This is a genomic window from Thioalkalivibrio sp. AKL17, from assembly GCF_000377885.1.
GTDB lineage: Bacteria > Pseudomonadota > Gammaproteobacteria > Ectothiorhodospirales > Ectothiorhodospiraceae > Thioalkalivibrio > Thioalkalivibrio halophilus.
On record NZ_KB898766.1, the window covers coordinates 363383 to 387085 of the forward strand.

The window sequence follows — 23703 nt, forward strand, 5'->3', positions numbered from 1 at the left end:
GGTCATGGGCAATCGACTGTCGAAGATCGCGACCCGCACGGGTGATGAGGGGCGTACCGGCCTGGGTGACGGTTCGCGCGTGGACAAGGACTCGCATCGCGTCGAGGCCTTTGGTGACGTGGACGAGCTGAACAGCGTCATCGGGCGGGTGCTGGTGCACGAGCTGCCCGAGGACGTACGGCGTTCGCTGTCGCTGATCCAGCATGAGCTGTTCGACCTGGGCGCGGAGCTGGCGGTGCCGGGGCATCAGGCGCTGCCGGAGGCGTCGGTGGAGCGCCTCGATGTCGAGCTCGAGGGCTTCAATGACGAGCTGCCGCCGCTGGAGGAGTTCATCCTCCCGGGGGGCGGCCCGGCCACCGCGGATTGTCACATTGCCCGCACTGTCTGCCGCCGCGCCGAGCGGCGGCTGGTCGCGGTCAATCACCACGAGGCGCTGCGGCCCAGCTCGCTGGCCTACCTCAACCGCCTGTCGGATCTGCTGTTCGTGCTGTGCCGGGTGCTGGCGCGCCACGAAAACGGTTCCGAGGTCCTGTGGCAGCCCGCCGCTCGGCGCGAGGCCTCCGGCGGCTGAATCTGCCCGCCGCGCCGTGACGGCGGATCCGCGAAGGCCCCGATCGACAACAGTGCCGCGACGCTGACGCGACCCGCGGCCGATCTCCTTTTCTTCACGCTCCGTCGGGACGCCTCGAGTGTCCCGGCGGCTGTGTGTGCACGTATCCGGGTGTTGAATGATGAGTACATGGAAAAAACGCTACCCCCTGTTGCTGGCGCTGCTGCTGCCGGGGGTTCCGGCGGCGGACACGGAACCGGCCCCGCATATCCTCGGTATCGTCTCGGATCGCTCCGCCGCCGAGGTCACGGCCGGGGCGCATCGTTTCCTCGAGGCCTTCCCCGAATCCGACGTGCGCCTGCGCACTCCGGAGCAGCTGGCCGACAAGGATGACTCCGAGGTCACCGCGTTGTGGGAGGACGCGGACGCCGTGCTGGTGGCGGCGGTGCTGGGCGACGAGGTCGGCCGCCTGACGCGGCTGCTGCGCGAGCGCGGTCCGGATGCCGAAGTCCCGCTGCTGGCGATCAACAGCGACCGGCAGCTGACGGCTCTGTCGCGCCTGGATGGCGAGCAGCCGCTGGCCGGTCTGGAAGACGACGAACGGACCGAGCTGGCGGAGAACCCGGATGCCGACGAGGATCCGCGCGAACACCTGCGGGAGCAGCGGCAGGCGTTCCCCGAGCAGGCCGGCTGGCTCACCGGCCGGGCGTATTATCAGGGGCGTACGCCGGAGAGCATGGAGGGTCTGATGCGCTGGCTGGCCGCCGAGGCCGGCCACGACATCGACGTGCCGCAGCCGGATCCGCGCGAGACCATCCGTTTCTACCACGACGGCCGCGCGGTGGATGACGCCGCCGCAATGGATCTGGATGAACGCCCGGCGGTCGCCCTGCTGGACCTGGACACCGGCGACCGGCCGGGCGACCGTGCACTGCTGGATGCCGCCTGCGACGCGCTGGAATCGCGCGATCTGCAGTGCTTCGGCGTGCTGGCGCGCTGGGGCGGCGCCAGCCGGCAGGCGGTGGAGGACCTGGCGCAGTCGGCGGCACCCGCCGATCTCGCCGGCATCGTCTCCCTGCAGGACTTCGTGATCGGGGGCGGCGGTAACCGCGAGGCGGTTGCCCGGGCGCTGGGCGAGCTGGACGTGCCGGTGGTCAAGGGCCTGCGCCTGGCCTCGCGGAGCGAGGATGAATGGCGGGTCGCGCATGACGGCATCCCCTGGGACAGCATTCACTACCAGGTGGCCATGCCCGAACTGCAGGGCGTGAGCCAGCCCACGGTGCTGGCCGCCGCCGGCGAGCCCGAGATCGACGACCGCACCGGCGTGCGCCTGATGCTCTCCGAGCCGATCCGCGAACGGGTCGACGCGGTGGCCGAACGCATGGCCCGCTGGCAGCGCCTGCGCGAGCGCTCCAATGCCGACAAGCGCGTGGCCATCGTCTACTACAACCATCCGCCGGGGCGCCACAACATCGGCGCCGACAAGCTGGATGTCCCCGAGTCGCTGCTGGAGACCCTGGATCTGCTGCGCGACGCGGGCTACGACACCGGGGATCACCCGGAAGATGCCGAGGCCCTGCTGGACGATATCCAGGACCGCGGCGTCAACCTGCCCGAGCATGCCGACGCGGCCGCCGACATCGCCGACCGCGTGGCCAGCCTGGATGCGGAGACTTATCGTTCCTACTTCGAGACCCTGCCGGAGACCGTACAGGCCGAACTGGTGCACGGTCCGGTGGGCTATCTGCACGAGCGGCTGCTCAAGGCCCGCGAACTGGGCGCGACCGACGCCGCCGAGCGCGCGCTGGAGAACGGCATCGGCGATCTGCGCCACATGGTGCAGAACTACTCGCATGACGCGCAGCAGCGTGCGCAGTCACTGATCGACCAGCTGGAGCGCGAGTGGGAGGCGCTGCTGGACGGCGGCGGCGACCTGGCGCAGGCGGAATCCCTGCGCGACGCCCTCACGCGCACCGGCATCCCGGGCCTGAGCGGCTGGGGCGAACCCCCGGGCGAGGCCATGACCCACGACGGGGCGATGCATTTCCCCGGGATCGAATACGGCAACGTGTTCATCGGCCCACAGCCGCCGCGGGGCTGGGAAGTCAGCGAGCGCCTGCTGCACGCCAACACCACGTTCCCGCCCACCCATCAGTACGTGGGCTTCTACCACTGGCTGCGCGACCATTTCGAGGCGGATGCGCTGGTCTACATGGGGCGCCACTCCACCCGCGAATTCCTGCCGCGGCGCCGCGCCGGGCTGGCCCCGGACGACTATCCGGAACTCCTCGGCGGCCCGTTGCCGGTGCTGTATCCCTACATCGTCGATGGCGTGGGCGAGGGCATCCAGGCCAAGCGTCGCGCCCAGGGCGTGATCATCAGCCATCTGACGCCGGCGCTGGCGACCACCGAGCTCTACGACGACCTGCTGGAACTGCGCCAGCTGGTCGAAAGCTATGAGGCGAGCACCGATCCGAATTCGCCGACTCAGGCCCGGGCCGCGGAGACGCTGCTGGCCCGCATCGAGGAGCTTGGTCTGAGCGAGACCATCGAGGAGGCGATGGATGCCCACGACCACAGCCATGATCACGATCATGCGCATGATGGTGGTGACGACCACGGCCATGACCATGACCATGGCCATGACCATGATCACGGGCATGACCACGACCACGGGCATGACCACGACCACGGGCATGACCACGACCACGGGCATGACCACGACCACGGGCATGACCACGACCACGGCCATGACCATGACCACGGCCATGACCATGATCACGGGCATGACCACGACCACGGCCATGACCACGATCACGGGCATGACCACGATCACGGGCATGACCACGATCACGGGCATGACCACGATCACGGGCATAACCACGACCACGGGCACGATCATGACCACGGACATGACCATGATCCGGCTCACGAGGGTGGTCTGGCGGACCTCGACGAGGAGTTGATGGTCCACGACATCGGTCACTGGGTGACCGACATGCAGGAGGAGCACATGCCCCTCGGGCTGCATGTGCTGGCCCGCGACTGGGATGGCGAGGCCGTGGACACCATGCTCGACTCCATGGCCGGCGACGCGGAGCCGGACGCGGCGATGCGCGAGGCCCTGGAGGGTTCGCCCGCCAATGAGGGAGCGAACCTGCTGGCGGGGCTCGAGGGCCGTTTCGTGCCGCCGAGCCGCGGCAACGATCCGGTGCGCACCCCGGATGTCCTGCCCACCGGGCGCAATTTCCACGCCCTGTCCTCCGATCTGGTGCCCACCCGCATCGCCTGGAGCCTGGGCCAGGACCTGGCGGCCGATGCCCGCGAGCAGGGCGACCCCGAGGCCGAAGGCAGCGAGGCCGTGGTGCTGTGGGCCTCCGACACCGTGCGCGACGAAGGCGTGATGGTGGCCTTCGGACTCGACATGCTGGGGGTCGAGCCCGAGTGGAACAGCCGCGGGATCGTCGAGGGCCTGAAGCTGATGGATCTCGACGAGGCCGATCGTGAACGTCGACGGGACGCCCTGTTCACCACCTCGGGCCTGTTCCGCGACCTCTACGAGGATCAGCTGGTCTGGCTGGACCAGGCCGCGCGCCTGGCCCTGGACGGCTCGTCGAAGACCATCCGCGCCGAATACCCCCATCTGGACGAGGCGCTGGACGAGGCCCTGGAACCCCTGGGCGAGGACCTGAGGGATCCGGGCCGCGAGCCGCTGGAGCGCAACGACGTGGCGAGCCAGTGGGTGGTCGATACCCGGGCGCTGAAATCCGATGGCGTGGAGGCGGTCGAGGCCGGCCGCCAGGCGGCGCTGCGGGTGTTCGGCACCGCGCCGGGGGCCTATGGCGCCGGGGTGAACCGTCTGGCCGACCGCTCCGGGGCCTGGGAGGATCGCGCCGAGCTGGCCGACGCCTATGCCCGGCGCATGGGGCATGCCTATGGCGCGGGGACCCGCGGCGAGCCCGCCCACGAGGCCTTCGATGCGCGTCTGGAAGGCGTGGGCCGAACCTATCTGGGCCGGGCCAGTCATCTCTACGGCCTGCTGGACAACGACGACGGTTTCGACTTCCAGGGCGGTCTGTCGGCCGCGGTGGAACACGCCCGCGGAACCCCGCCGGACAATCGCATCCTGCAGCATGCCGACCCCGACAACCCGCGCGTGGAGAGCCTGCAGCGTGCGCTGATGACCGAGCTGCACGGGCAGAATCTGAACCCGCAGTGGATCGAGCCGCTGATGGATCACGGCTATGCCGGGGCGCGGACCTTCACCGCCGATTTCGTCAACAACCTGTGGGGCTGGCAGGTGACCAGTCCCCACGTGATCGGTTCCGAAGCCTGGGACCACGTGCACGACGTCTACCTGCAGGACCGGCACGACCTGGGGCTCGACGAGTTCCTGGAAGACGGCCACAAGGTGCACGTGAAGACGCACATGCAGGCCACGCTGCTGGTGGCCGCGAGCCGCGAGTTCTGGGATGCCGACCCCGAGGTCCTGCAGGCGCTGTCCGAGGACTTCGCCGAACTGGTGGTCGAGCACGGCCTGCCCGGCAGCGGTCATACGCGGCCGGATCATCCCGTGCTCGACGAAGTCGCCGAACGCCTGGACGACGCGGAACTGGCCGAGGCCTTCGAGGCCGTGCGCGAGGCCGCGCAGATCGAACGCGAGCCCACCGAGACCGACCCGGCGCGCATGGCCGAGATCCAGCCGCTGGAACAGCCGGATGCCCGCGAGATGCAGGAGGCCCCGGAGCCGGCCGAGGTCGAGGCGGCGGAGGTCGAGGACGGCCGCGAATCGGGTGAGGCGCGCGCCATGCCGTGGATCCCCTGGCTGGTCTCCGGGGCCCTGTTCGTGCTGCTGCTCGGGGGCATCGTCGCCGGCCGGCGCCGTTAAGAAAGCGCTGAACAAAAATTGATGAGGTAACGCGAATGTCGTTCTCGATCACGATGCAAATGATGGACACGGTGGTGAGCTGGCTGCTGGAGCCGGTGATCATCGGCCTGCTGGTGCTGGTCGCGGTGGCCGTCTGGGAGCTGGGACAGGCCGTGGGCGAGCGCACCGGCGGGGTGCGGCGCCTGGAGGTCAGCGGCAATGCCGAGCGGCTGGCGTTCCTGGCGCGGCGGCGCATCGACCGTGCCGACCTGCTGGCACGCATCGGCCCGATGCTGGGGCTGATGGGGACGCTGATCCCGCTGGGACCGGGGCTGGCGGCCATGGGCCGGGGCGAACTCGACGTACTGGCGCAGGCGGTGACCGTGGCCTTCAACACTACGGTCCTGGGGCTGCTGATCGGCATCCTCGGCTTCCTGCTCGGCCGCCTGCGCCGGCGCTGGTATGACGGCGCGATGGAACGCATGGAGGCGGCATGAGGGTCCCGCACTACCGTGCCAGCCGGTTCGACGCGCCGGACGAGGAACCCATGGGGCCGCTGGCCAACCTCGCGGACATCATGCTGGTGTTCGCGGTCGGCCTGATCGTGGCCCTGGTGGCCGCCGACGACGGGCTGGAACAGCAGGAAGCCGGTGGCGTGGAGGTCGAGGCCGGCGAGGAGGTTCCCGAACTGCCCGACGGCGCCGGCGAGGCCGGCTCCGGCTTCGAATCCATGGGGCAGGTCTACCGCGACCCGGAGACCGGTCGCATGCTGCTGATCGAGGGTGGCGACTGAGCACACCCGAGCCGGCCGCCCGATGGCCGCAAACCGAATCGAGGAACAGGACCATGAGTGAACAGGACGAACGCGCGCGCCGCCACGCCGAGCGCATGGCGCGCAAGAAGGAAGTGGTGGACCGCAAGATCGCCGAGGCGCAGGAGGAACGCGGTGTGTTCCTGGTGCTGACCGGCAACGGCAAGGGCAAGAGCTCCTCCGGCTTCGGCATGGCGGCGCGCGCGCTGGGCCACGACATGCAGGTGGGCATCGTGCAGTTCATCAAGGGCCGTTTTGCCACCGGCGAGGAGGCCTTCTTCAAGCGCCAGGACAACGTGCAGTATCACGTGATGGGCGAGGGCTACACCTGGGAGACCCAGGACCGCGACAAGGATGGCGAGGCCGCGCGCGAGGCCTGGGCCCACGCCCGCGACATGCTGACCGATCCGGGCATCGACCTGGTGCTGCTGGACGAGCTGCACATCGCGCTGAAGTACGGCTATCTGGATGTCGACGAGGTGGTGCGGGACCTTACCGCGCGCCCCGAGATGCAGCACGTGATCACCACCGGCCGCGCAGCCCCGCAGGGCCTGATCGACGCCGCCGACACGGTGACCGAACTGCAGGTCGTCAAGCACGCCTTCCAGGCCGGCATCAAGGCGCAGAAGGGGATCGAGCTGTGACACGGCGGACGCTGCGGGCAGCCATGGCGCTGCGCTACTATCAGGGGGATGACGGCCCGAACCGGAGACTCCAGCATGGGCAACCCGCAACCCGCACAGATGGATGCCGACGCCTTTCTGGCGTGGGAGGCCGAACAGCCGGAGAAGCACGAGTTCGTGGCCGGCGAGGTCTTTGCGATGGGCGGGGCCTCGGATCGGCACGTGACGATCTCGCTCAATGTGGCTTCAGCCCTGCGCGAACACCTGCGCGGCGGACCCTGCCGGACCTTCATCGCGGACATGAAGCTGCGGGTGGAAGCGGCCGATGCCTTCTTCTATCCGGACGTGATGGTGACCTGCGATCCGCAGGACCGGGGGCGCGAGCAGTACAAGCAGGCCCCGCTGCTGGTGGTGGAGGTCCTGTCGCCGTCGACCGAGGCCTTCGACCGCGGGGCGAAGTTCGCCGCCTACCGTTCCCTGGCCTCGCTGCAGGAATACCTGATGATCGACCCGGCCAGCGGCGCGGTGGAGCTCTACCGGCGGGACCCGGAGGATCACTGGGTGCTGTACACGCACGAAGCGTGCGATGCCACGGGGCGCGATGCCACGGGGGATGCCGTGGAGCTGCGCAGCGTCGGCCTGACACTGGAAGGCGGGCGCATCTTCGAGGACGCACCGCCGGATACCGAGCCCCCTATGAGCGAGGCCTGACCGCGCGCGGTCTTTGGCCGGACGGGCGCCGGGCCCGGCAGGCGGCCGGCCTGCAGGTGGAGGTGTCGGCATGAGTGCCCCGGTGAGCTGTCCGGCCGCGTTCGTGGCGGCGCCGGCCTCGGGGCAGGGCAAGACCACGGTGACCGCCGCGATCGCGCGTTACCATCGCAACCAGGGGCGCCGGGTGCGGGTGTTCAAGACCGGCCCGGATTTCCTCGATCCGATGATCCTGGAGCAGGCCTCCGGGCATCCGGTGGATCCGCTGCATCTGTGGATGGTGGGCGAGGCGGCCTGCCGGGCGAAGCTGCATGCCGCCGCACAGGATGCGGACCTGATCCTGGTCGAGGGCTCCATGGGCCTGTTCGACGGCGACCCTTCGGGTGCCGATCTGGCGGTGGCCTTCGGCTTGCCGGTGCTGGCGCTGGTGGATGCCGGCGGCATGGCCCAGACCTTCGGCGCCATCGTGCACGGGCTGGCGACCTACCGCCCGGAGATGCCACTGGCCGGGGTGATCGCCAACCGCACCGGCAGCCCGGGACACGGGCGCATGCTGCGCGATGCGACCCCGGACGGCGTGCATTTCTTTGGCGCGATCCAGCGCAACGAGGCCCTGAGCGTGCCCGACCGCCACCTCGGGCTGGTGCAGGCCGGCGAGGTCGCCGACCTGGACGCCCGTCTGGAGGCCGCCGCGCAGGCGATCGCCGAGGCCGGGGTGACCGAGCTGCCGGCCCCGGTGGAGTTCGCCCCCGGTCCGGACGCGGGGGCGGAGCCCGACTCGCAACCCGGGGCCGAACGGGCCACGCGGCTGGACGGGCTGCGCATCGGCATCGCCCGCGACGCGGCGTTCGCCTTCACCTATCCGGGCAACCTCGAGTTCCTGCGCGCACAGGGCGCGCGGCTGGAGTTCTTCTCCCCGGTGGCCGGCGATCGCCTGCCCGAGGTGGATGCGGTGTGGCTGCCCGGCGGCTATCCCGAGCTGCACCTGGAGGCACTGGCGGCCCACACCGGCCTGAAGGCGGACCTGGCCGCGCATCACGCGGCCGGCCGGCCGATCCTGGCCGAGTGCGGCGGCTTCCTCTATCTGCTGGAAGAGCTGGCGGACCGCGACGGCCATGCCGCGCCCATGGCCGGTCTGCTGCCGGGGCATGCGCGTCTGGAGGACAAGCTGCAGGGCCTCGGGCTGCAGGCCGCGCCGCTGCCGGAGGGCGAGCTGCGCGGCCACACCTTCCACCACACCCGGGCCGAGGTCGGGGTGGAACCTCTCGCGCACTGCACCCGTGCCCGCGGCGCCGGTTCCACCGGCGAGGCGGTCTACCGCGACGGCCGGCTGACCGCCACCTATCTGCACGCCTGGTTCCCCTCCAATCCGGAGGCGGCCGCGGCCCTGTTTGCGTCATGAGCCGGGCATTCGCGGACAGCACGCCGGCCGCCGGCCGCGTAGATCTGGTCGGCGCCGGGCCGGGTGATCCCGGGCTGCTGACGCTGGACGCGGCCGCGGCGCTGCGCGATGCCGAGGTGCTGCTGCACGACCGCCTGATCCCCGAGGCGATCCTCGCGATGGCCAACCCCGGCGCCGAACGCTGCTATGTGGGCAAGGCGCGCTCCAACCACAGCCTGCGCCAGGAGGAGCTGAACGCGCTGATGATCGAGCGCGCCCGCGAGGGGCGTTACGTGGTGCGACTGAAGGGCGGGGACCCGTATGTCTTCGGCCGTGGTGGCGAGGAGGCGGCGGCGCTGGCGGCGGCCGGCATCCCGGTGCGGGTCATCCCCGGCATCAGCGCGGCTGGTGGCTGCGCGGCGTTCGCCGGCATCCCGCTGACCCACCGCGATCATGCCCATCGCTGCCAGTTCGTGACCGCGCACCGGCGCAATGGCAGTACCGAGCTGGACTGGGAGGCGCTGGCCGCCCCGCGGCAGACGGTGGTGATCTACATGGGGCTGAACCCGCTGGCGGAGATCTGTGCCGGGCTGGTCGCCGCCGGCGCCCCGGCCACGCGGCCCGCCGCCATCGTCGAGCACGGGACCCGGCCGGGACAGCGCGTGGTCGCCGGCACCCTGGGGGACCTGCCCGGGCGCACCGCGGCGCTCGCGCTGGAGTCGCCCAGCCTGCTGATCGTGGGCGACGTGGTGGGCGAACGTGCCCGGCTGACCGGCGATGGTTCCGGGGCGCCCGCGATGGACCTCGGCGCGGTTGACGGGATCCATGGTTGAACCCGTACCCGAGCCGGGCGCGCAACCCGGAGCGATGCGCGCGGAGAGCCGTGACGGCACCGCACCGCTGCGCACCGGCCTGACCACCGGCACCAGCGCGACCGCGGCGGCCCTGGGGGCGGCGCGGCTGGCGCTGGGTGGCGGCGCGACCACGAGCGAGGAGGTGGTGCTGCCGCGTGGCCGGGTGGTCAGCCTGGCGCTGGCGGCGCTGGAGCGGGTTCCGGGCGGTGCCGAGGCGGCGGTCATCAAGGACGCCGGCGACGATCCCGATGCCACCCACGGCGCCCGGATCCGGGCGCGGGTGGAGCCGCGGCCGGACGCGGGGGTGACCTTCGTCGCCGGACCCGGGGTGGGCACGGTGACCCGCAGCGGTCTGGTGCTGGCGCCGGGGGAACCGGCGATCAACCCGGTGCCGCGGCGGATGATCACCGACCACCTCGAACGCCTGGCCCGCGAGCTGGGCCATGCGGGCGGGTTCCGGGTCACGCTCGGCGTGGATGGCGGCGAACGCATCGCCCGGCGCACCATGAATCCGCGCCTCGGCATCCTTGGCGGCATCTCCATCCTCGGCACCACCGGCATCGTGCGGCCCTTCTCCTGTTCCGCCTACATCGCCTCCATCCACCAGGCCATCGATGTGGCGCGGGCCAACGGCCTGCCGCAGGTCGCCTGCTGCACCGGCGGCACCAGCGAACGCACCGCGAGCGAGCGCTACGGGCTGGACGAGATGGGGCTGGTGGAGATGGGCGATTTCTTCGGCGCGGCGCTCAAGTACCTGCGGCGCCAGCCGCTGCCGCGCGTCGCGCTGGTGGCGGGCTTCGCCAAGCTGGGCAAGTTCGCCGCCGGGCACCCGGATACCCACAGCCGCAGCAGCGCGATCGACCTGGATTTCATCGCCGCCACCGCCGCGGCCGCCGGGGCGGATGCCGCACTGGCGCGGCGGATCCGCGGCTGCAACACCAGCATCGAGGCCCTCGCCGCCTGTCAGGAGGCCGGCGTGGCACTGGGGGACCGCATCGCGGCGCTGGCCCTGGAACAGGCGCGCAGCTATCAGCTGCCCGACACCACGCTGGAGGTGGTCGCGGTGGATCGCCAGGGCCGGGTGGTGGGGACGGCCGGCGACCACGACCATGCCACGGAGGTGACGCGATGAGCGCCCCGGCCATCGCCATCGACGACCTCGCCAAGCGCTATCGCGGTGGCCGGGTCGGCCTGGACGGGGTCAGCCTGCACGTCGAGCCGGGGGCGTTCTTTGGCCTGCTGGGGCCCAATGGCGCGGGCAAGACCACCCTGATCGGGCTGCTGACCTCGCTGCTGCGCCTGGAGCGCGGCACGGTGCGGATCTTCGGCCACGATGTCGCGCGCGAGCCGGTGGCGGCGCGGCGTCTGGTCGGTCTGGTGCCGCAGGAGGTCAATTTCAACAGCTTCGAGCCGGTAGGCGAGATCATCGAGACCCAGGGCGCCTACTACGGACTGTCGCCGCGCCGGGCGCGCCGTCGAACCGACGAACTGTGCGAGCGTCTGGGGCTGGCCGACCGCCGCCGGCAGACCGCCTGGGGGCTGTCCGGGGGCTTCAAGCGGCGCCTGCTGCTGGCGCGCGCGCTGGTGCACCAGCCGCGCCTGCTGGTGCTGGACGAACCCACCGCCGGCGTCGATCTGGAGGCCCGCCACGACCTCTGGACCCTGCTGCAGGAACTGAATGCGGATGGCGTGACCATCCTGCTGACCACGCATTACCTGGAGGAGGCCGAGCGCCTGTGCCGCGAGCTGGCCATCATCGATGGCGGGCGCATCATCGCCCGCGGCGGCACCGGCGAGCTGCTGCGCGGGCTGCGCTTCCAGACCCTGGTGGTGGAACTGGCCGAGCCGCTGGCGCGGCCCGGGGAACTCGCGCTGTCCGCCGGCACCCTGCGCCCGGTGGATGCGCACACCCTGGAGGTGGACGTGCCGCGCGGCACCGAGCTGAACCCGGTGTTCGCGGAACTGACCGCCGCCGGGGTGCGTATCGCCGGGCTGCGCGAGAAGGGCAATCGGCTGGAGACCCGCTTTCTCGAACTGCTGCGCGAGCGCGGCGGGGAGGGCGCGGCATGAGCCCGCTGCACAACGCCGCCTTGTACTGGTACGCCTGGCGCGGGCTGGTGGTGAAGCAGGTGCGTCGCTTCCTGCGCGGCTGGGTGCAGAACCTGCTGCCGTCGCTGGTGACCGCGGTGCTGTTTCTCGCGGTGCTGGGGCATCTGGTGGGGCGCGAGATCGGCACCCTGGGCGGCGTGCCCTATGCCGACTTCATCCTGCCGGGCCTGGTGATGCTGGCGGTGGTCACCAACGCCTACGGCAACAGCAGCCTCGCGCTGTTCGGCGCGCGCCTGCAGCGCCACATCGAGGAGATCCTGGTGGCGCCGATGCCGGCGTGGCTGGTGGTGGCCGGGTTTGCCACCGCCGGGGTACTGCGCGGGCTGCTGGCCGGGGCGCTGGTGCTGGCGGTGGCGCTGCCGTTCAGCGATCTGCAGCTGCATCACGCCGGGGCGGTGCTGGGGATCGCGCTGCTGACCGCGGTGCTGTTCTCGCTGGCGGGCCTGATCAACGGCCTGTACGCGCGCAGCTTCGACCACACCTCGGTGATCAGCACCTTCGTGCTGACCCCGCTGATCTATCTCGGCGGGCTGTTCTATCCGGTGGAGCGCCTGGCCGCTCCCTGGCAGGGGATCGCGCAGCTGAACCCGCTCTATTACGTGATCGAGGGCTTCCGCCACGGCCTGCTGGGGGTCAGCGCGGTCGCCTGGACCACGACCTTCGCGGTGCTGGCCGCCGCCTGTGTACTGGTCGCCGGCGGGGCCTGGTATCTGCTGGCCCACAGCCGGAGGCTGCGCTCATGAACCGTCCGGCGGCGCCGCAGCCGCCGCGGGTACGCGGGGCCTGCCCCGGGGTGGCGGCGCCGATGGCCACCGGGGACGGCTATCTGCTGCGCCTGCGCCACCCGATCGGGGGGCTGGGGGCGGCCGCGGCGCGGGTGCTGGCGGACACCGCGCGGCGGCTGGGCAACGGCGAACTGGAACTGACCCTGCGCGGCAACCTGCAGCTGCGCGGCGTGGCGGCCGGCGACCTGGACGCGGCGCGCGCGGCCCTGGCCCCCACCGGTCTGGTGGATGCGCAGGCGGAGCGCGAGGCGCGGCGCAACGTGCTGGCGGCGCCGGTGCCGGACCTCGACCCGGAGGCGGTGGATGTGCTGGCGCTGGCGCGCGCGGTGAGCGCCGCGATCGTCGACGCGCCCGCGCTGCGGGGCCTGCCGGCCAAGGTGGGCGTGGTGGTCGACGGTGGCGGGCGTGCCTCGCTGCGCGGGGTGCCGGCGGATCTGCGTCTGGATCCGCTCGCCGGCGCGGGGCCTCGTTTCCGCCTGGCGGCCGGAGGCACCGCGGCCACGGCGACCCCGCTCGGCGAGGTGTCGGCGCAGCACGCCCCGGCGGCGGTGGTGCGCACCCTGTGCGCGTTCCTCGAGCAGCGCGCCGTGCTGGATCCGCCGCCGGGGCGGTTGCGTGACGCGGTGGGCATGCCCGGGAGCGAGGCGCTGCGCCTGCCGGGCGCGGAGAGGGAGACGCCGGGGGCGGTCGCCAACGCCGACACGCCGGTGCGCGTCGGGGGCTGGCTCGGCGCGGCGGCCGGCGGGGCGTGGGTGGGGGCGGTCTTCCCGTTCGGCGTGATCGACGCCGACCGGCTGCAGCGGCTGGCCGCGTGGCTGGAGCCGCACGGCGGCGGCCTGCGCCTGACGCCGTGGCGGGCGCTGCTGGCGACCGGCGTGGCCGCGGAGGCCGCCCCGGAGCTGCAGCGCCTGCTGCGGGAACTGGGCGCGGTGACCGAGCGGGCGGACCGGCGCCTGGCGGCGGATGCCTGTGTCGGGCGGCCGGGCTGCGCCTCGGCGCACATCGCCGCGCGCAGCGAGGCGGCCGCGCTGGTGCAGCGCATGCCGACCCTGGCCGCGAGCGGGGTGCGGCTGCAGGTATCCGCCTGCGACAAGCGCTGCGCGGCGCCGCCGCGGACGGATGGCGGGGTGGTCGAGTGGATCGCGCGGCCGGACGGCCATGCCGTGGTGCTGCGCTCGCGGCCCGGTGCGGCCCTTGAATGGAGCGGGCTGGCCCCGGCGCAGGCGCGCGTCCGGATCGCGGCGCTGGAGCGGGCGTTCGCCCGTCAACGCAATGCTGGAGAGGAGTTGCAGACCATGCTGGAACGGATCGGGCCCGAGGCCTGGAATGCCGCGGTGGACGCGGCGCTGTGCGAGGAGGACGAACGTGACGGAGACTGAGGCCTGGCGCTACGAGCGCGACGGGAAGGCGATCTATGCGGAGTCGTTCGCGATCATCCGCGCCGAGGCGGACCTGGAGCGTTTCCCGGCGGATCTGGTGGCGGCGGTGGAACGCATGATCCACAGCTGCGGCATGCCCGATCTGGCGCAGGACATCCGCTTCTCGCCGGGTGCCGGCAGCGCGATCCGGCAGGCGCTGGAGGCCGGGGCCCCGGTGCTGTGCGACAGCGAGATGGTGGCCCACGGCATCACCCGCGCGCGCCTGCCGGCAGACAACCCGGTGCGCTGCACCCTGCGCGATGCGCGCGTGCCGGAGCTGGCGCGCGAACTGGACCACACACGCAGCGCGGCGGCGATGGAGCTGTGGCGTCCCGAGCTGGCCGGCGCCGTGGTGGCCATCGGCAATGCCCCCACCGCGCTGTTCCGCCTGCTGGAGATGCTGCGCGACGGCGCGCCGCGCCCGGCGGCGGTGATCGGCATCCCGGTGGGCTTCGTCGGCGCGGTGGAGAGCAAGCAGGCGCTGGCGGACAACCCGTTCGGGCTGGAATACCTGACCGTGGCCGGGCGCCGCGGCGGCAGCGCGATCACTGCCGGGGCGGTCAACGGCCTGGGGAGGGAGCCGGCATGAGTGCGGCGGACACGAGCGGGCCCGGAACGGTCGAACCCGGAACGATCGAACCCGGGGTGCTCTGCGGGGTCGGCACCGGCCCCGGGGACCCCGAACTGATGACCTTCCGCGCCGCGCGGCGCATCGCCGAGGCGCCGGTGGTGGCGTATTTCTGCAAGCGCGGGACCACCGGGCAGGCGCGGCGCATCGCGGATGCGCACATCGGTCCCGGGCAGATCGAGGAGGCGCTGGAGTATCCGGTGACCAACGAGATCGCCCACGAAGAGGAGAGCTACCGCAGCCGCATCGAGGCGTTCTTCGACCAGTGCGCCGAACGCCTGGCGGCCCATCTGGAGGCCGGCCGTTCGGTCTGCGTGCTCAACGAGGGCGATCCGTATTTCTACGGTTCGTTCATGCACGTGCACCTGCGCCTGCGCGAGCGCTTTCGCAGCGAGGTGGTGCCCGGGGTGATCTCGCCGATCGCCGCGGCGGCGCAACTGCCGGCGCCGCTGGTGATGCGCGACGACACCCTGAGCGTCGTGCCGGGGACGCTGCCGGAGGCGGAACTGGAGGCGGCGCTCGCGCCCGCGCAGGCTGCGGTGATCATGAAGCTCGGCAAGCAGCTGCCGAAGATCCGCCGCGTGCTGGAGCGCCTGGGGCTGACCGCGCGCGCCTGGTACATCGAACGCGCGAGCTTTGACGAGGAACGCGTGCGGCCGCTGGCCGAGGCGCTCGAGGAGACGCCCGGGGAGGCGCCGTATTTCTCCCTGATCGTGATCCACGGCGAGGGGGTACGGCGATGAGCGGGCGTCTGACCGTGGTCGGGGTCGGGCCGGCGGGCCCCGAATGGATCACGCCGGAGGTGGCCGCGCTGCTCGCCGATGCCACCGATCTGGTGGGCTACGGGCCGTACCTGGAGCGCGTGGCCGGGGCGCATCACCGCGTGCATGCCTCCGACAACCGCGAGGAACTGGCGCGCGCGGCGCATGCGCTGGACATGGCCGCCGAGGGGCGCGATGTGGCGGTGGTCTCCGGGGGGGATCCCGGGGTGTTCGCGATGGCCGCGGCGGTGTTCGAGGCCCTGGAGGGCGCGCCGCCGGGCCGCTGGGATGCGGTGGCGGTGGAGGTGCTGCCCGGGGTGTCGGCGATGCAGGCGGCCGCGGCGCGGCTGGGGGCGCCGCTGGGCAACGATTTCTGCGCGATCTCGCTGTCGGACAATCTCAAGCCGTGGTCGCTGATCCGGCGCCGGGTGCGGCTGGCGGCCGAGGCCGACTTCGCCATGGCCTTCTACAACCCGATCTCGCGCGCGCGACCGTGGCAGCTGGGTGCGGCGCTGGACATCGTGCGCGAGGTCCAGGGCCCGGACACCCTGGTGGTGCTGGCCACCGCGGTGGGCCGCGGCGAGCGGGAGGAGCTGCGGGTCGCCACCCTCGGCGAGGTGGATCCGGCGGCGGCCAACATGAGCACGCTGGTGATCGTCGGTGCCGCCTCCACCCGGGTGCTGGAACGCCCCTCCGGCCGGCGCCATGTGTACACCCCGCGCTATGTCGAGTCGGCGGAGTCGCGGTGAACGCGCGCGAGGCCTTCCAGCCACTCCAGGGCCGCCTGCGGGGCGTGGAAGCGGGGTACCCCGGGGGCGTCCGGCGGCCGGTCCACCATCACCACCGGGATGCCGCGTTCGCGCGCGGCCTGCAGCTTGGGGGCGGTGGCCGCGCCGCCGCTGTCCTTGGTGACCAGCACGTCGATGGCGTGGGTCTCCAGCAGCCGGTGCTCGTCGGCCAGGCTGAACGGGCCGCGGGCCCGCAGCCAGGTGACCCGGGGCAGCGCCGGCGGCGGTTCCGGCGGGTCGATGGTGCGGATCACGTAGTCCAGCTCGGGTGCGGCCGCGAAGGCCTCCAGGTGCTGGCGCCCGGTGGTGATGAGCACGCGCCGGCCGAGGCCGGGGAGCGCGCGGGCGGCGGCCTCCAGGTCGGACACGCGCAGCCAGTGATCCCCGGGGCCGGCCTGCCACGGCGGCCGGGTCAGCCGGGCCAGGGGTACGCCGGCGTGGCGCGTGGCGGCGACGGCATTGGCCGACATCTGCCGCGCGAACGGGTGGGTGGCGTCGACCACGGCGTCGATGGCGTGGTCGCGCAGCCAGGCGGCAAGGCCCTCGGCGCCGCCGAACCCGCCCGTGCGCCGCGGCAGTCGCGAGGGCGCCGGTTTGCGCGTGCGTCCGGCCAGCGACACGGTGGCGTGCAGCCGCGGGTGGCCGTCCAGCAGCGGTTCCAGCGCCGCGGCCTCGGTGGTACCGCCCAGCAGCAGGATCTGCCGCGGGCGCGCTGCCCGGGGGGCGGTATCGGTGGATGAACGGGAGCTCATGAGGATGACCAGTCTAGCCACGAACGAGGAGCGAGCGCCATGGCTGAACATCGTCGGTGTGGGCGCGGAAGGGCTCGCCGGGCTGGCCCCGGATGCCCGCATGGCGCTGGACACGGCGGCGACGGTGATCGGCGGCGCCAGGCATCTGGAGATGCTGCCGGAGCGGCCGGGGCAGGAGCGCCTGGTGTGGCCGTCGCCGCTGGAGACCGCACTGGACTGGATCGAGGCGCGCGCCGGGCAGCCGCTGTGCGTGCTCGCCAGTGGCGACCCCTTCTGGTTCGGGGTGGGCGCGACCCTGTTGCGGCGTTTTCCGGTCGTGCAGACCTGCGTCTGGCCGGCGCCCTCGGCGTTCAGCCTGGCCGCCGCGCGCATGGGCTGGCCGCTGCAGCAGACCCGCTGCCTGTCGGTGCACGGCCGGCCGATGGAGGCGCTGCGGCCCTGGCTGCATGACGGCGCGCGACTGCTGGTCCTGAGCCGCGACGGGGATACCCCGGCGGAACTGGCGCACTGGCTGACCGGGCTCGGCTTCGGCGATTCCACCCTGACCGTACTGCAGTCGCTGGGCGCGGACCGCGAGGCGGTCGTCCGCGCGCGCGCCGGGGCCTGGCCGGAGGTCGCGATCGAGGCGCTGAACACCGTGGCGCTGGAGTGCCGGGCCGATCCGGCGGCGCAGGTGCTGGCGGCCAGTGCCGGCCGGCCGGAGGCGCAGTTCGAGCAGGACGGACAGATTACCAAGCGCGAGGTGCGGGCGGTGGCGCTGGCCCTGCTGGCGCCCGGTCGCGGCGAGCGGCTGTGGGACGTGGGCGCCGGCTCCGGTGCCATCGGCATCGAGTGGATGCTGGCGGATCCGGCCAACACCGCCGTGGCCATCGAGCCGCGTGCGGAGCGCCTGGAACGCATCGCGCGCAACGCGAGCACGCTGGGGGTGCCGGCGCTGCGTCCCATCCATGGGCGGGCGCCGGAGGCACTGGGAGACCTGCCGCCACCCGACGCGATCTTCATCGGCGGCGGGCTGACCACGCCGGGGCTGGTGGAGCACTGCATGGACCAGCTGGGCCCGGGCGGGCGGCTGGTCGCCAGCAGCGTGACCGTGGAAGGGGACGCGGTGCTGGCGGCGGCGCACGAGCGCCACGGCGGCGAGCTCACGCGGATCAACGTCAGTCGCGCGGAGCCGCTGGGCGGCATGGCCGGCTGGCAGCCGCTGCGGCCGGTGACCCTGTGGTCGCTGCGCCGGAGCTGAGGGAAACGCCGAGCGGGGCGCGTGTCCGGGTGATCCCCGGCGTCGGCTTCGCCTCGGCCTGCACGGCCGGCGAGCTGGAGGCGCTGGTCCGCGAGGTGCTCGCCGAGGCGCACGCCATGTTGCGGGCGGGGGGCGGCGAGGCGATCGAGATCCGGCAGCTGGCGGCCCCGGGGCACAAGGGCGACAGCCCGGTACTGTGGACGGCCGCGCGCGACCTGGAGCTGGAGCCGGTGTTCGCGTCGGCGGTCGCGCTGGCCGAGCACGACGCTGCCCTGTCCACGGACTCCTCGCGCTCGCGTGCCGTCGCCGGGGTCGGTTCGGTGGCGGAGGCGGCGGCCCTGGCGGTGGCCGGCGACGGGGCGCGCCTGCTGCTGCCGCGGCGGCTCTCCGCGCGGGCGAGCTGCGCGGTCGCGGTGCGCACGGTGAACGGGACGGACGAGCTTTTCGAGGAGGGGTGATGACGGTTCATTTTGTCGGAGCGGGGCCGGGTGCGGCCGATCTGCTGACCTTGCGCGGGCGCGATCGCATCGCGGCCTGCCCGGTATGCCTGTACGCCGGTTCGCTGGTGCCGGAGGCGGTGCTGGAGCATGCCCCGGAGGGGGCGCGCGTGGTCAACACCGCGCCGCTGACGCTGGACGCGATCATGGAGGAGATCGAACGCGCCCACGCGGCGGGCCAGGACGTGGCGCGCCTGCACTCCGGCGATCTTTCGGTCTACAGCGCGCTGGGCGAGCAGATCCGCCGGCTGGAGGCGGCCGGGATCGATTACAGCATCACGCCCGGCGTGCCGGCATTCTCCGCCGCCGCCGCCACCCTGGGGCGGGAACTGACGGTTCCGGAGGTGGCGCAGTCGGTGGTGCTGACGCGCACGCCGGGACGGGCGTCCTCCATGCCGGAGCGCGAACGGCTGGCGAGCTTTGCCGCCACCGGGGCGACCCTGGCGATCCACCTGTCGCTGCACAATATCGAGACCGTGGTCGAGGACCTGCGGCCGCACTATGGCTGCGACTGCCCGGTGGCGATCGTCTTCCGCGCCAGCTGGCCGGACGAGACCGTGGTGCGCGGTTCGCTGGGGAATATCGCGGAACGGGCGCAGGCCCTGACCACACGGCGCTCGGCGCTGATCCTGGTGGGCCCGGCGCTGGACCCGGGGGATTTCCGCGACAGTGCGCTGTACGACCCGGCGCATGTGCGCCGTTACCGCGGCATGGACGGGGACTGAGCGGCGCGTCCCGGATCGTCAGCAGGCGGGGATGCCCCGGTCACAGGCAAGGACCGGGACCGCCGGGCGGCGGCCCCGGTTTCCGCGTTTTCCCGCGTAGTTCAGCGGCGGCGGAAGTTGTCGTGGCAGGCGAGGCACTGGTGGCGCACGCCGTTCAGGGCCTCGGTGGCGCGTAGCTGAAAGCCCTCGTCCTCCAGGTCGGAGGCCGCCTCGACCTTGCGTTGCAGTTCAGTGGTGGCCTCGCGGTACGCCGCCTTGTAGTCGGCGAACTCCGGGTCCTCCCAGGCCGCGGGCAGGGTCCCGGGTTCGCCGTCGGGCGCCGGTGTCTCGCGGGCGAACCAGGTGTCGATGTCGGCGGCCCCGCGCGCGAGTTCGTCGGCCAGCTCGGGCAGACGTTCGGCGAACGGTGCGTCGTAGCGCAGGATCTGCTCGATGCTGCGGTAGGTGGCCGAGGTGCCCTGCATGTTCTGCTGACGGAAGCGCTGGAAGGCCTCGGTGGCGTCCACACCGGCCGGGTCGTCCAGGGTCTCCGCGTAGTCTTCGCCCCAGGGGCCCGGCATCGGCACGCTGATCTCGTCTTCCGCGCCGGCGGTACCGGTCGCTGCGAGCAGCAGGACCAGCGACAGGCCGGCCGTCAGCGGCCGGCGCGTGGATGGCATCCGTTTCATGGCGATTCTCCCTGTTCGTTCAGAAGCGGAACTGGTGCTGCAGGTGCAGCTGCCAGTTCGAGGTGTCGGTGTCGCGGTCCAGCCACATGAGCTGGGTCTTCTGCCGCTGCCCCCGGTGGTACCAGTTGAGGCCGGCGCCCCATTCGCGCTGCCAGCGCTCGTCCCCGTCCAGATCGTCGCCGGCGTCGTGGCGCAGTACCGCGTGGCGGGCGGCGAACTCGAGGCCCTCCAGCGGCAGCGACTGCGCCAGTTCCAGTTCGGCCCCCAGGTCGTGGTAGCTCGCGGTGCGGTCGGGGGAGACATCGCGGCGGAAGGCCGCTAGCGACAGCGAGGTATGGCCGAACTTGACCACCGCGTCGGCGGTGGCGGTGACCCAGTCGGCGCGCTGCCGGTCGACCGTGTCTTCCTGCCCGCGGCTCCAGTCACGCAGGTGGTTGCGGCTGGCGGCCTGCAGGCCGGCGCCCAGGGCTACGGTTCGCTCCACGGCCCGGCCCACCGTGGTGTTGTCGCGCGGGACCGACCCCACCGGGGCCCAGGCGCCGCGGGCGCTGAACAGGTGTCCGGAGGTGGAGGGCCGGTCGTCGCGCTGATCGAGACGGCCGCGGCCATCGAATATCCCGACCGCCCAGGCACGGTCGTCGCCCGCGCCACCCAGCAGGGCGAGCCCGGTATCGCGTCCGGCCGGGATCTCGAACTGGTTGCCGGCGATGCTCAGTTCGGTGAACAGGCGGTTGGGACCGCCGATGTCCCGCGCCAGGCCGAAAGGCACGGTGAACTGGCCCGCCCGCAGGCTCAGCGATTCGCCCGGGCCGTATTCCAGCCAGACGTCACGCATGGACACCTCGCCGTTGCTGAAATCCGGCTGCAGGCGAAAGCTCAGTTCGGGGTGAAACAGGGTGCCCGAGGTGTCCAGCCAGGCGCGCCGGAAATCGAATTCGCTGCTGGAGTCGTCCGGATCATGTTCGTAGCTGTAGCGGCCCAGGATCAGCGGGTCCAGGGTGACCTGCAGGTCGTCCTCCGCGTCGCCGAATTCGAAACCGGCCTGCGCCGGCGCGATGCCCGTGGCCGTCACCAGGCACAGGGTAGCCAGGGCCGGCACGGCAGGCCGCCCCGGTCGGAGATGGATAGCTTTCATTGTTGTGATGCTCCCTTGGGGAGACACTGATTGCATCGCACGCCCGCGTTGGTACCTCCTGTTTTCCGAGACAAGGCGCGTCGTGCAGCGGGTAGTGGTTCTACCCGCAAGCGGCGCAACGCAGGACCGGGGAACATGAGGCACCAACCCCGAAGGGGCTCGGCCGCTTTTGCGCGCGCACGGCGTTGCGGCTCCCTTGTGCAGAATGACTGCACGGCGGTCACCGCGCCTTGTTCGCACGCAAAAGCGACTCGAGCGCGGGCGTGCGATGCAATCAGTGTCTCCCCGGGCGCGCGACCCCGCACGCCGTGGATGAAACGACGCCGGCAGTCGGGCAAGGGAGCAGGGGGAAGGGGGCGGACACGCCGGCCCCGTCCCGCTCGGCCGCCCGCCGCGGCGTCGGGTTTCCTCCAGGCCGGTCTCCGGACTCGCGAAGGGGGTGCAGGGCATCCCGGGCGGATCGCCTTCCCGCGGGCATCCCGTGGATGCGCCGCAGTGGCACTGGATCCGCCTGTCTCCGCCTACCGTTGCGGGGGCAGTGCCGGCATTGCGAACGTTCATTCACGCACCGGCTTCCCGATTATCCCCGGCGTTACAACGCCGGGGCACCTGAAGGCGAGCGGACTCTAACCGGGGGGAGGCGTCGCTGCAAATCGCCGACAGGTTGATCCGTGTCAACTTTAAGCGGGATTACGCTGCCAGGGGCCCTTCTACAGCAAACACTTCTTTTAGACTGAGTCCACGCATTCTCTTCCGCGCCCCGGCAGGGGATGTGTCCGCCAAAATAAAAAGGAGTGCACCATGCAGAACAACCGCATCTTCCGTGGCCTGCTGCTGTCGGCCTGTACTGCGGTGGCCCTGGGGCTGTCCGCCCCCGCGTTCGCCGGTGACTACGACGAATACCGTGACATGTTCGAGCCGCTGCCGGCCCTGCCGCCGATCCCGGCCGACAATTCCCTGACCGACGAGAAAGTGGAGCTGGGCAAGTTCCTGTTCTTCGAGCCGCGGATCTCCAGCTCGGGCGTGATCTCCTGCGCCACCTGCCACAACCCGGCGCTGGGCTGGGGCGACCGCATCCCGCGCGCGGTCGGCCACGACGGCCAGGTCGGCGAGCGCAACAGTCCGACGGTGCTGAACTCCGGCTTCTTCGAGGCCCAGTTCTGGGACGGCCGCGAAGATGACCTGGAAGGCCAGGCCCTGGGTCCGATCCAGGACGCCGTGGAAATGGCGATGCCGCTGGAAGAGGCGATCGCGCGCCTGGAGGAGTTCCCCGAGTACATCGAGATGTTCGACGCGGCGTACCCGGACTATGACGGCGACAACGTCGTGAACACCGATCACGTGGCCAAGGCCCTGGCTTCGTTCCAGCGCACCCTGAATACGCCGAACTCCGATCTGGACCGCTGGCTGGTGGGTGACGAGGATGCGATGACCGAGCAGCAGAAGCGCGGCATGGCCCTGTTCGCGGACAACGGCTGCGTGGCCTGTCATCGCGGCCCGGCGCTGACCGACTCGAATTTCCACCGGATCCAGGTGCCCGGCTCCGAGGACAAGGGGCGCTATCTGGTGACCGGGGAGGAACGCGACAAGTACGCCTTCAAGACCCCGACGTTGCGCAACGTGGCCCTGACCTACCCCTACATGAACAATGGCGAGACGGAAACGCTCAAGGAAGCCATTGAGATCATGGGTCAGGAGATGCTGGACACCGACTTCACGGAAGACGAGCTGGAAGACATCGAGGCGTTCATGCACGCCCTGACCGGCGAGATGCCTGATATCACCATCCCGGCCCTGCCGTGATGCACGGGGGGTCGCGCAGCGCCTGAGCGTTGATGCGAATCCCTGCATCGAAGCCCCCTCCATGCGTGGAGGGGGCTTTTTTGTGCGTTATGGAGCCCGTGTGGCCGTAACGGTTATTCGACGGTGATGGTGATCTCTTCGGAGACCAGTGGGGGATCGAAGCTGATATGGCGGTAGTCCATGAACAGGAGCTGCAGGGTGTGAGTCCCGGGCTCCAGTTCGATTTCCCCTTCGGTCTGGCCACCTCCGAAGTGGTGCTTGTGATCGGTGAATGGCAGGGAGGCGTCGAGATCAACCTCGTCCAGTGGTTTGTTCACGAGCAGGTGATGATGACCGGTGTCGTCGGCCTCCACACCAGCCGGAGCGATGCCCATGCCACGCAGGCCCATCTGGACGTGTACCGGGCCTTCCACGGTGTCACCGTCCTGCGGGCTGATGAAATAGACCTCGGCATCCTCCGGGGCGGCGATACGTTCGAGGTCGGCAAGGGCCCCGGAGGCCAGGGCCAGTCCGCCGGCCAGGAGGGCCAGGCTGGATACTCGGGGAAACGGGAAGCTTCTCATGGCAGTTCCTTGGATCCGCATTCGGGTCTGCTGGGGG

Annotated in this window: 23 protein-coding genes and 1 riboswitch; of the genes, 19 read left to right on the forward strand and 4 right to left on the reverse strand. The window is 71.6% G+C overall.

Annotated elements, in window-relative coordinates; genetic code table 11:
* Positions 1-4: 4 nt before the first annotated feature.
* The 15 genes from D577_RS0107840 to cobJ all read left to right on the forward strand — a co-directional run bounded on the left by D577_RS0107840 (position 5) and on the right by cobJ (position 16244).
* Positions 5-571 (forward strand): cob(I)yrinic acid a,c-diamide adenosyltransferase, encoded by a 567-nt coding sequence (locus D577_RS0107840; RefSeq protein ID WP_018870226.1) that lies wholly within the window; start codon positions 5-7, stop codon positions 569-571.
* A gap of 190 nt (positions 572-761) precedes the next feature.
* Positions 762-5438, forward strand: coding sequence for a cobaltochelatase subunit CobN (locus D577_RS0107845; RefSeq protein ID WP_018946959.1), 4677 nt, complete (start codon positions 762-764; stop codon positions 5436-5438).
* A gap of 35 nt (positions 5439-5473) precedes the next feature.
* Positions 5474-5914, forward strand: a complete 441-nt coding sequence (locus D577_RS0107850) for a MotA/TolQ/ExbB proton channel family protein (RefSeq protein WP_018946960.1) — start codon at positions 5474-5476, stop codon at positions 5912-5914.
* Positions 5911-6210: a DUF2149 domain-containing protein gene (locus tag D577_RS0107855; RefSeq protein WP_018946961.1), complete on the forward strand. Its 300-nt coding sequence runs from the start codon at positions 5911-5913 to the stop codon at positions 6208-6210. Before D577_RS0107850 ends, D577_RS0107855 begins: the two co-directional genes overlap by 4 nt.
* A gap of 53 nt (positions 6211-6263) precedes the next feature.
* Positions 6264-6872, forward strand: a complete 609-nt coding sequence (gene cobO, locus D577_RS0107860; protein WP_018946962.1) for a cob(I)yrinic acid a,c-diamide adenosyltransferase — start codon at positions 6264-6266, stop codon at positions 6870-6872.
* Between the two features lie 75 nt (positions 6873-6947).
* Positions 6948-7562 (forward strand): Uma2 family endonuclease, encoded by a 615-nt coding sequence (locus tag D577_RS0107865; RefSeq protein ID WP_018946963.1) that lies wholly within the window; start codon positions 6948-6950, stop codon positions 7560-7562.
* Positions 7563-7632: 70 nt separating this feature from the next.
* Positions 7633-8961 (forward strand): cobyrinate a,c-diamide synthase, encoded by a 1329-nt coding sequence (locus D577_RS0107870; protein ID WP_018946964.1) that lies wholly within the window; start codon positions 7633-7635, stop codon positions 8959-8961.
* Positions 8958-9773 (forward strand): uroporphyrinogen-III C-methyltransferase, encoded by an 816-nt coding sequence (gene cobA / locus D577_RS0107875; RefSeq protein WP_018946965.1) that lies wholly within the window; start codon positions 8958-8960, stop codon positions 9771-9773. Before D577_RS0107870 ends, cobA begins: the two co-directional genes overlap by 4 nt.
* A 34-nt stretch (positions 9774-9807) precedes the next feature.
* Positions 9808-10926 carry a cobalt-precorrin-5B (C(1))-methyltransferase gene (locus D577_RS0107880; protein ID WP_018946966.1) on the forward strand — a complete coding sequence of 373 codons (1119 nt, stop codon included), beginning with the start codon at positions 9808-9810 and terminating at the stop codon, positions 10924-10926.
* Complete coding sequence (locus tag D577_RS0107885) at positions 10923-11864, forward strand: ABC transporter ATP-binding protein (protein WP_018946967.1); 942 nt, start codon at positions 10923-10925, stop codon at positions 11862-11864. Before D577_RS0107880 ends, D577_RS0107885 begins: the two co-directional genes overlap by 4 nt.
* The gene (locus D577_RS0107890; RefSeq protein WP_018946968.1) at positions 11861-12646 is read left to right on the forward strand and encodes an ABC transporter permease; all 786 of its coding nucleotides are present in this window, start codon (positions 11861-11863) and stop codon (positions 12644-12646) included. Before D577_RS0107885 ends, D577_RS0107890 begins: the two co-directional genes overlap by 4 nt.
* Complete coding sequence (gene cobG / locus D577_RS0107895; protein WP_018946969.1) at positions 12643-14067, forward strand: precorrin-3B synthase; 1425 nt, start codon at positions 12643-12645, stop codon at positions 14065-14067. Before D577_RS0107890 ends, cobG begins: the two co-directional genes overlap by 4 nt.
* Positions 14054-14695 carry a precorrin-8X methylmutase gene (locus D577_RS0107900; protein ID WP_018946970.1) on the forward strand — a complete coding sequence of 214 codons (642 nt, stop codon included), beginning with the start codon at positions 14054-14056 and terminating at the stop codon, positions 14693-14695. The genes cobG and D577_RS0107900 overlap by 14 nt, the downstream gene beginning before the upstream one ends.
* A complete protein-coding gene (locus tag D577_RS0107905; RefSeq protein WP_018946971.1) occupies positions 14692-15477 on the forward strand; it encodes a precorrin-2 C(20)-methyltransferase in 786 nt (261 codons plus the stop codon). Before D577_RS0107900 ends, D577_RS0107905 begins: the two co-directional genes overlap by 4 nt.
* Positions 15474-16244, forward strand: coding sequence for a precorrin-3B C(17)-methyltransferase (gene cobJ, locus D577_RS0107910; protein WP_018946972.1), 771 nt, complete (start codon positions 15474-15476; stop codon positions 16242-16244). Before D577_RS0107905 ends, cobJ begins: the two co-directional genes overlap by 4 nt.
* On the opposite strand, the gene D577_RS0107915 is transcribed toward cobJ, so the two are convergent.
* Positions 16217-17035 (reverse strand): cobalt-precorrin-6A reductase, encoded by an 819-nt coding sequence (locus tag D577_RS0107915; protein WP_018946973.1) that lies wholly within the window; start codon positions 17033-17035, stop codon positions 16217-16219. The genes cobJ and D577_RS0107915 overlap by 28 nt on opposite strands.
* A 4-nt stretch (positions 17036-17039) precedes the next feature.
* On the opposite strand from D577_RS0107915, the gene D577_RS0107920 reads away from it, so the two are divergent.
* The 3 genes from D577_RS0107920 to cobM are packed head-to-tail and all read left to right on the forward strand — an operon-like array spanning position 17040 to position 19497.
* Positions 17040-18275 (forward strand): bifunctional cobalt-precorrin-7 (C(5))-methyltransferase/cobalt-precorrin-6B (C(15))-methyltransferase, encoded by a 1236-nt coding sequence (locus tag D577_RS0107920; protein WP_026288975.1) that lies wholly within the window; start codon positions 17040-17042, stop codon positions 18273-18275.
* 29 nt (positions 18276-18304) lie between these two features.
* Positions 18305-18733, forward strand: a complete 429-nt coding sequence (locus D577_RS0107925) for a cobalamin biosynthesis protein (RefSeq protein WP_018946975.1) — start codon at positions 18305-18307, stop codon at positions 18731-18733.
* Positions 18733-19497, forward strand: a complete 765-nt coding sequence (gene cobM / locus D577_RS0107930) for a precorrin-4 C(11)-methyltransferase (RefSeq protein WP_018946976.1) — start codon at positions 18733-18735, stop codon at positions 19495-19497. The genes D577_RS0107925 and cobM overlap by 1 nt, the downstream gene beginning before the upstream one ends.
* Positions 19498-19598: 101 nt before the next feature.
* Here the strand turns inward: cobM and D577_RS0107935 are convergent, their stop codons facing one another.
* Positions 19599-20165 carry a cytochrome c gene (locus tag D577_RS0107935; RefSeq protein WP_018946977.1) on the reverse strand — a complete coding sequence of 189 codons (567 nt, stop codon included), beginning with the start codon at positions 20163-20165 and terminating at the stop codon, positions 19599-19601.
* A 19-nt stretch (positions 20166-20184) separates the two neighbouring features.
* Positions 20185-21300 (reverse strand): porin, encoded by a 1116-nt coding sequence (locus tag D577_RS0107940; protein WP_026288976.1) that lies wholly within the window; start codon positions 21298-21300, stop codon positions 20185-20187.
* A gap of 395 nt (positions 21301-21695) precedes the next feature.
* A riboswitch (cobalamin riboswitch) is annotated at positions 21696-21928 on the reverse strand.
* 173 nt (positions 21929-22101) lie between these two features.
* Between D577_RS0107940 and D577_RS0107945 the strand changes: the two genes are divergently transcribed.
* Entirely contained in the window at positions 22102-23103 is a 1002-nt protein-coding gene (locus D577_RS0107945; RefSeq protein ID WP_018946979.1) for a cytochrome-c peroxidase, read from the forward strand.
* A gap of 113 nt (positions 23104-23216) precedes the next feature.
* On the opposite strand, the gene D577_RS0107950 is transcribed toward D577_RS0107945, so the two are convergent.
* Positions 23217-23666 (reverse strand): DUF4399 domain-containing protein, encoded by a 450-nt coding sequence (locus tag D577_RS0107950; protein WP_018946980.1) that lies wholly within the window; start codon positions 23664-23666, stop codon positions 23217-23219.
* Positions 23667-23703: the final 37 nt, after the last annotated feature.

What these genes read in the sequence shown, in the direction of transcription:
- D577_RS0107935 (WP_018946977.1), bottom strand. Translation starts at nt 20,165, where the DNA reads ATGAAACGGATGCCATCCACGCGCCGGCCGCTGACGGCCGGCCTGTCG.
- cobA (WP_018946965.1), top strand. Translation starts at nt 8,958, where the DNA reads ATGAGCCGGGCATTCGCGGACAGCACGCCGGCCGCCGGCCGCGTAGAT.
- cobO (WP_018946962.1), top strand. Translation starts at nt 6,264, where the DNA reads ATGAGTGAACAGGACGAACGCGCGCGCCGCCACGCCGAGCGCATGGCG.
- D577_RS0107840 (WP_018870226.1), top strand. Translation starts at nt 5, where the DNA reads ATGGGCAATCGACTGTCGAAGATCGCGACCCGCACGGGTGATGAGGGG.
- cobJ (WP_018946972.1), top strand. Translation starts at nt 15,474, where the DNA reads ATGAGCGGGCGTCTGACCGTGGTCGGGGTCGGGCCGGCGGGCCCCGAA.
- cobG (WP_018946969.1), top strand. Translation starts at nt 12,643, where the DNA reads ATGAACCGTCCGGCGGCGCCGCAGCCGCCGCGGGTACGCGGGGCCTGC.
- D577_RS0107905 (WP_018946971.1), top strand. Translation starts at nt 14,692, where the DNA reads ATGAGTGCGGCGGACACGAGCGGGCCCGGAACGGTCGAACCCGGAACG.
- D577_RS0107940 (WP_026288976.1), bottom strand. Translation starts at nt 21,300, where the DNA reads ATGAAAGCTATCCATCTCCGACCGGGGCGGCCTGCCGTGCCGGCCCTG.
- cobM (WP_018946976.1), top strand. Translation starts at nt 18,733, where the DNA reads ATGACGGTTCATTTTGTCGGAGCGGGGCCGGGTGCGGCCGATCTGCTG.
- D577_RS0107945 (WP_018946979.1), top strand. Translation starts at nt 22,102, where the DNA reads ATGCAGAACAACCGCATCTTCCGTGGCCTGCTGCTGTCGGCCTGTACT.
- D577_RS0107850 (WP_018946960.1), top strand. Translation starts at nt 5,474, where the DNA reads ATGTCGTTCTCGATCACGATGCAAATGATGGACACGGTGGTGAGCTGG.
- D577_RS0107870 (WP_018946964.1), top strand. Translation starts at nt 7,633, where the DNA reads ATGAGTGCCCCGGTGAGCTGTCCGGCCGCGTTCGTGGCGGCGCCGGCC.
- D577_RS0107855 (WP_018946961.1), top strand. Translation starts at nt 5,911, where the DNA reads ATGAGGGTCCCGCACTACCGTGCCAGCCGGTTCGACGCGCCGGACGAG.
- D577_RS0107885 (WP_018946967.1), top strand. Translation starts at nt 10,923, where the DNA reads ATGAGCGCCCCGGCCATCGCCATCGACGACCTCGCCAAGCGCTATCGC.
- D577_RS0107880 (WP_018946966.1), top strand. Translation starts at nt 9,808, where the DNA reads ATGCGCGCGGAGAGCCGTGACGGCACCGCACCGCTGCGCACCGGCCTG.
- D577_RS0107950 (WP_018946980.1), bottom strand. Translation starts at nt 23,666, where the DNA reads ATGAGAAGCTTCCCGTTTCCCCGAGTATCCAGCCTGGCCCTCCTGGCC.
- D577_RS0107890 (WP_018946968.1), top strand. Translation starts at nt 11,861, where the DNA reads ATGAGCCCGCTGCACAACGCCGCCTTGTACTGGTACGCCTGGCGCGGG.
- D577_RS0107920 (WP_026288975.1), top strand. Translation starts at nt 17,040, where the DNA reads ATGACCAGTCTAGCCACGAACGAGGAGCGAGCGCCATGGCTGAACATC.
- D577_RS0107915 (WP_018946973.1), bottom strand. Translation starts at nt 17,035, where the DNA reads ATGAGCTCCCGTTCATCCACCGATACCGCCCCCCGGGCAGCGCGCCCG.
- D577_RS0107865 (WP_018946963.1), top strand. Translation starts at nt 6,948, where the DNA reads ATGGGCAACCCGCAACCCGCACAGATGGATGCCGACGCCTTTCTGGCG.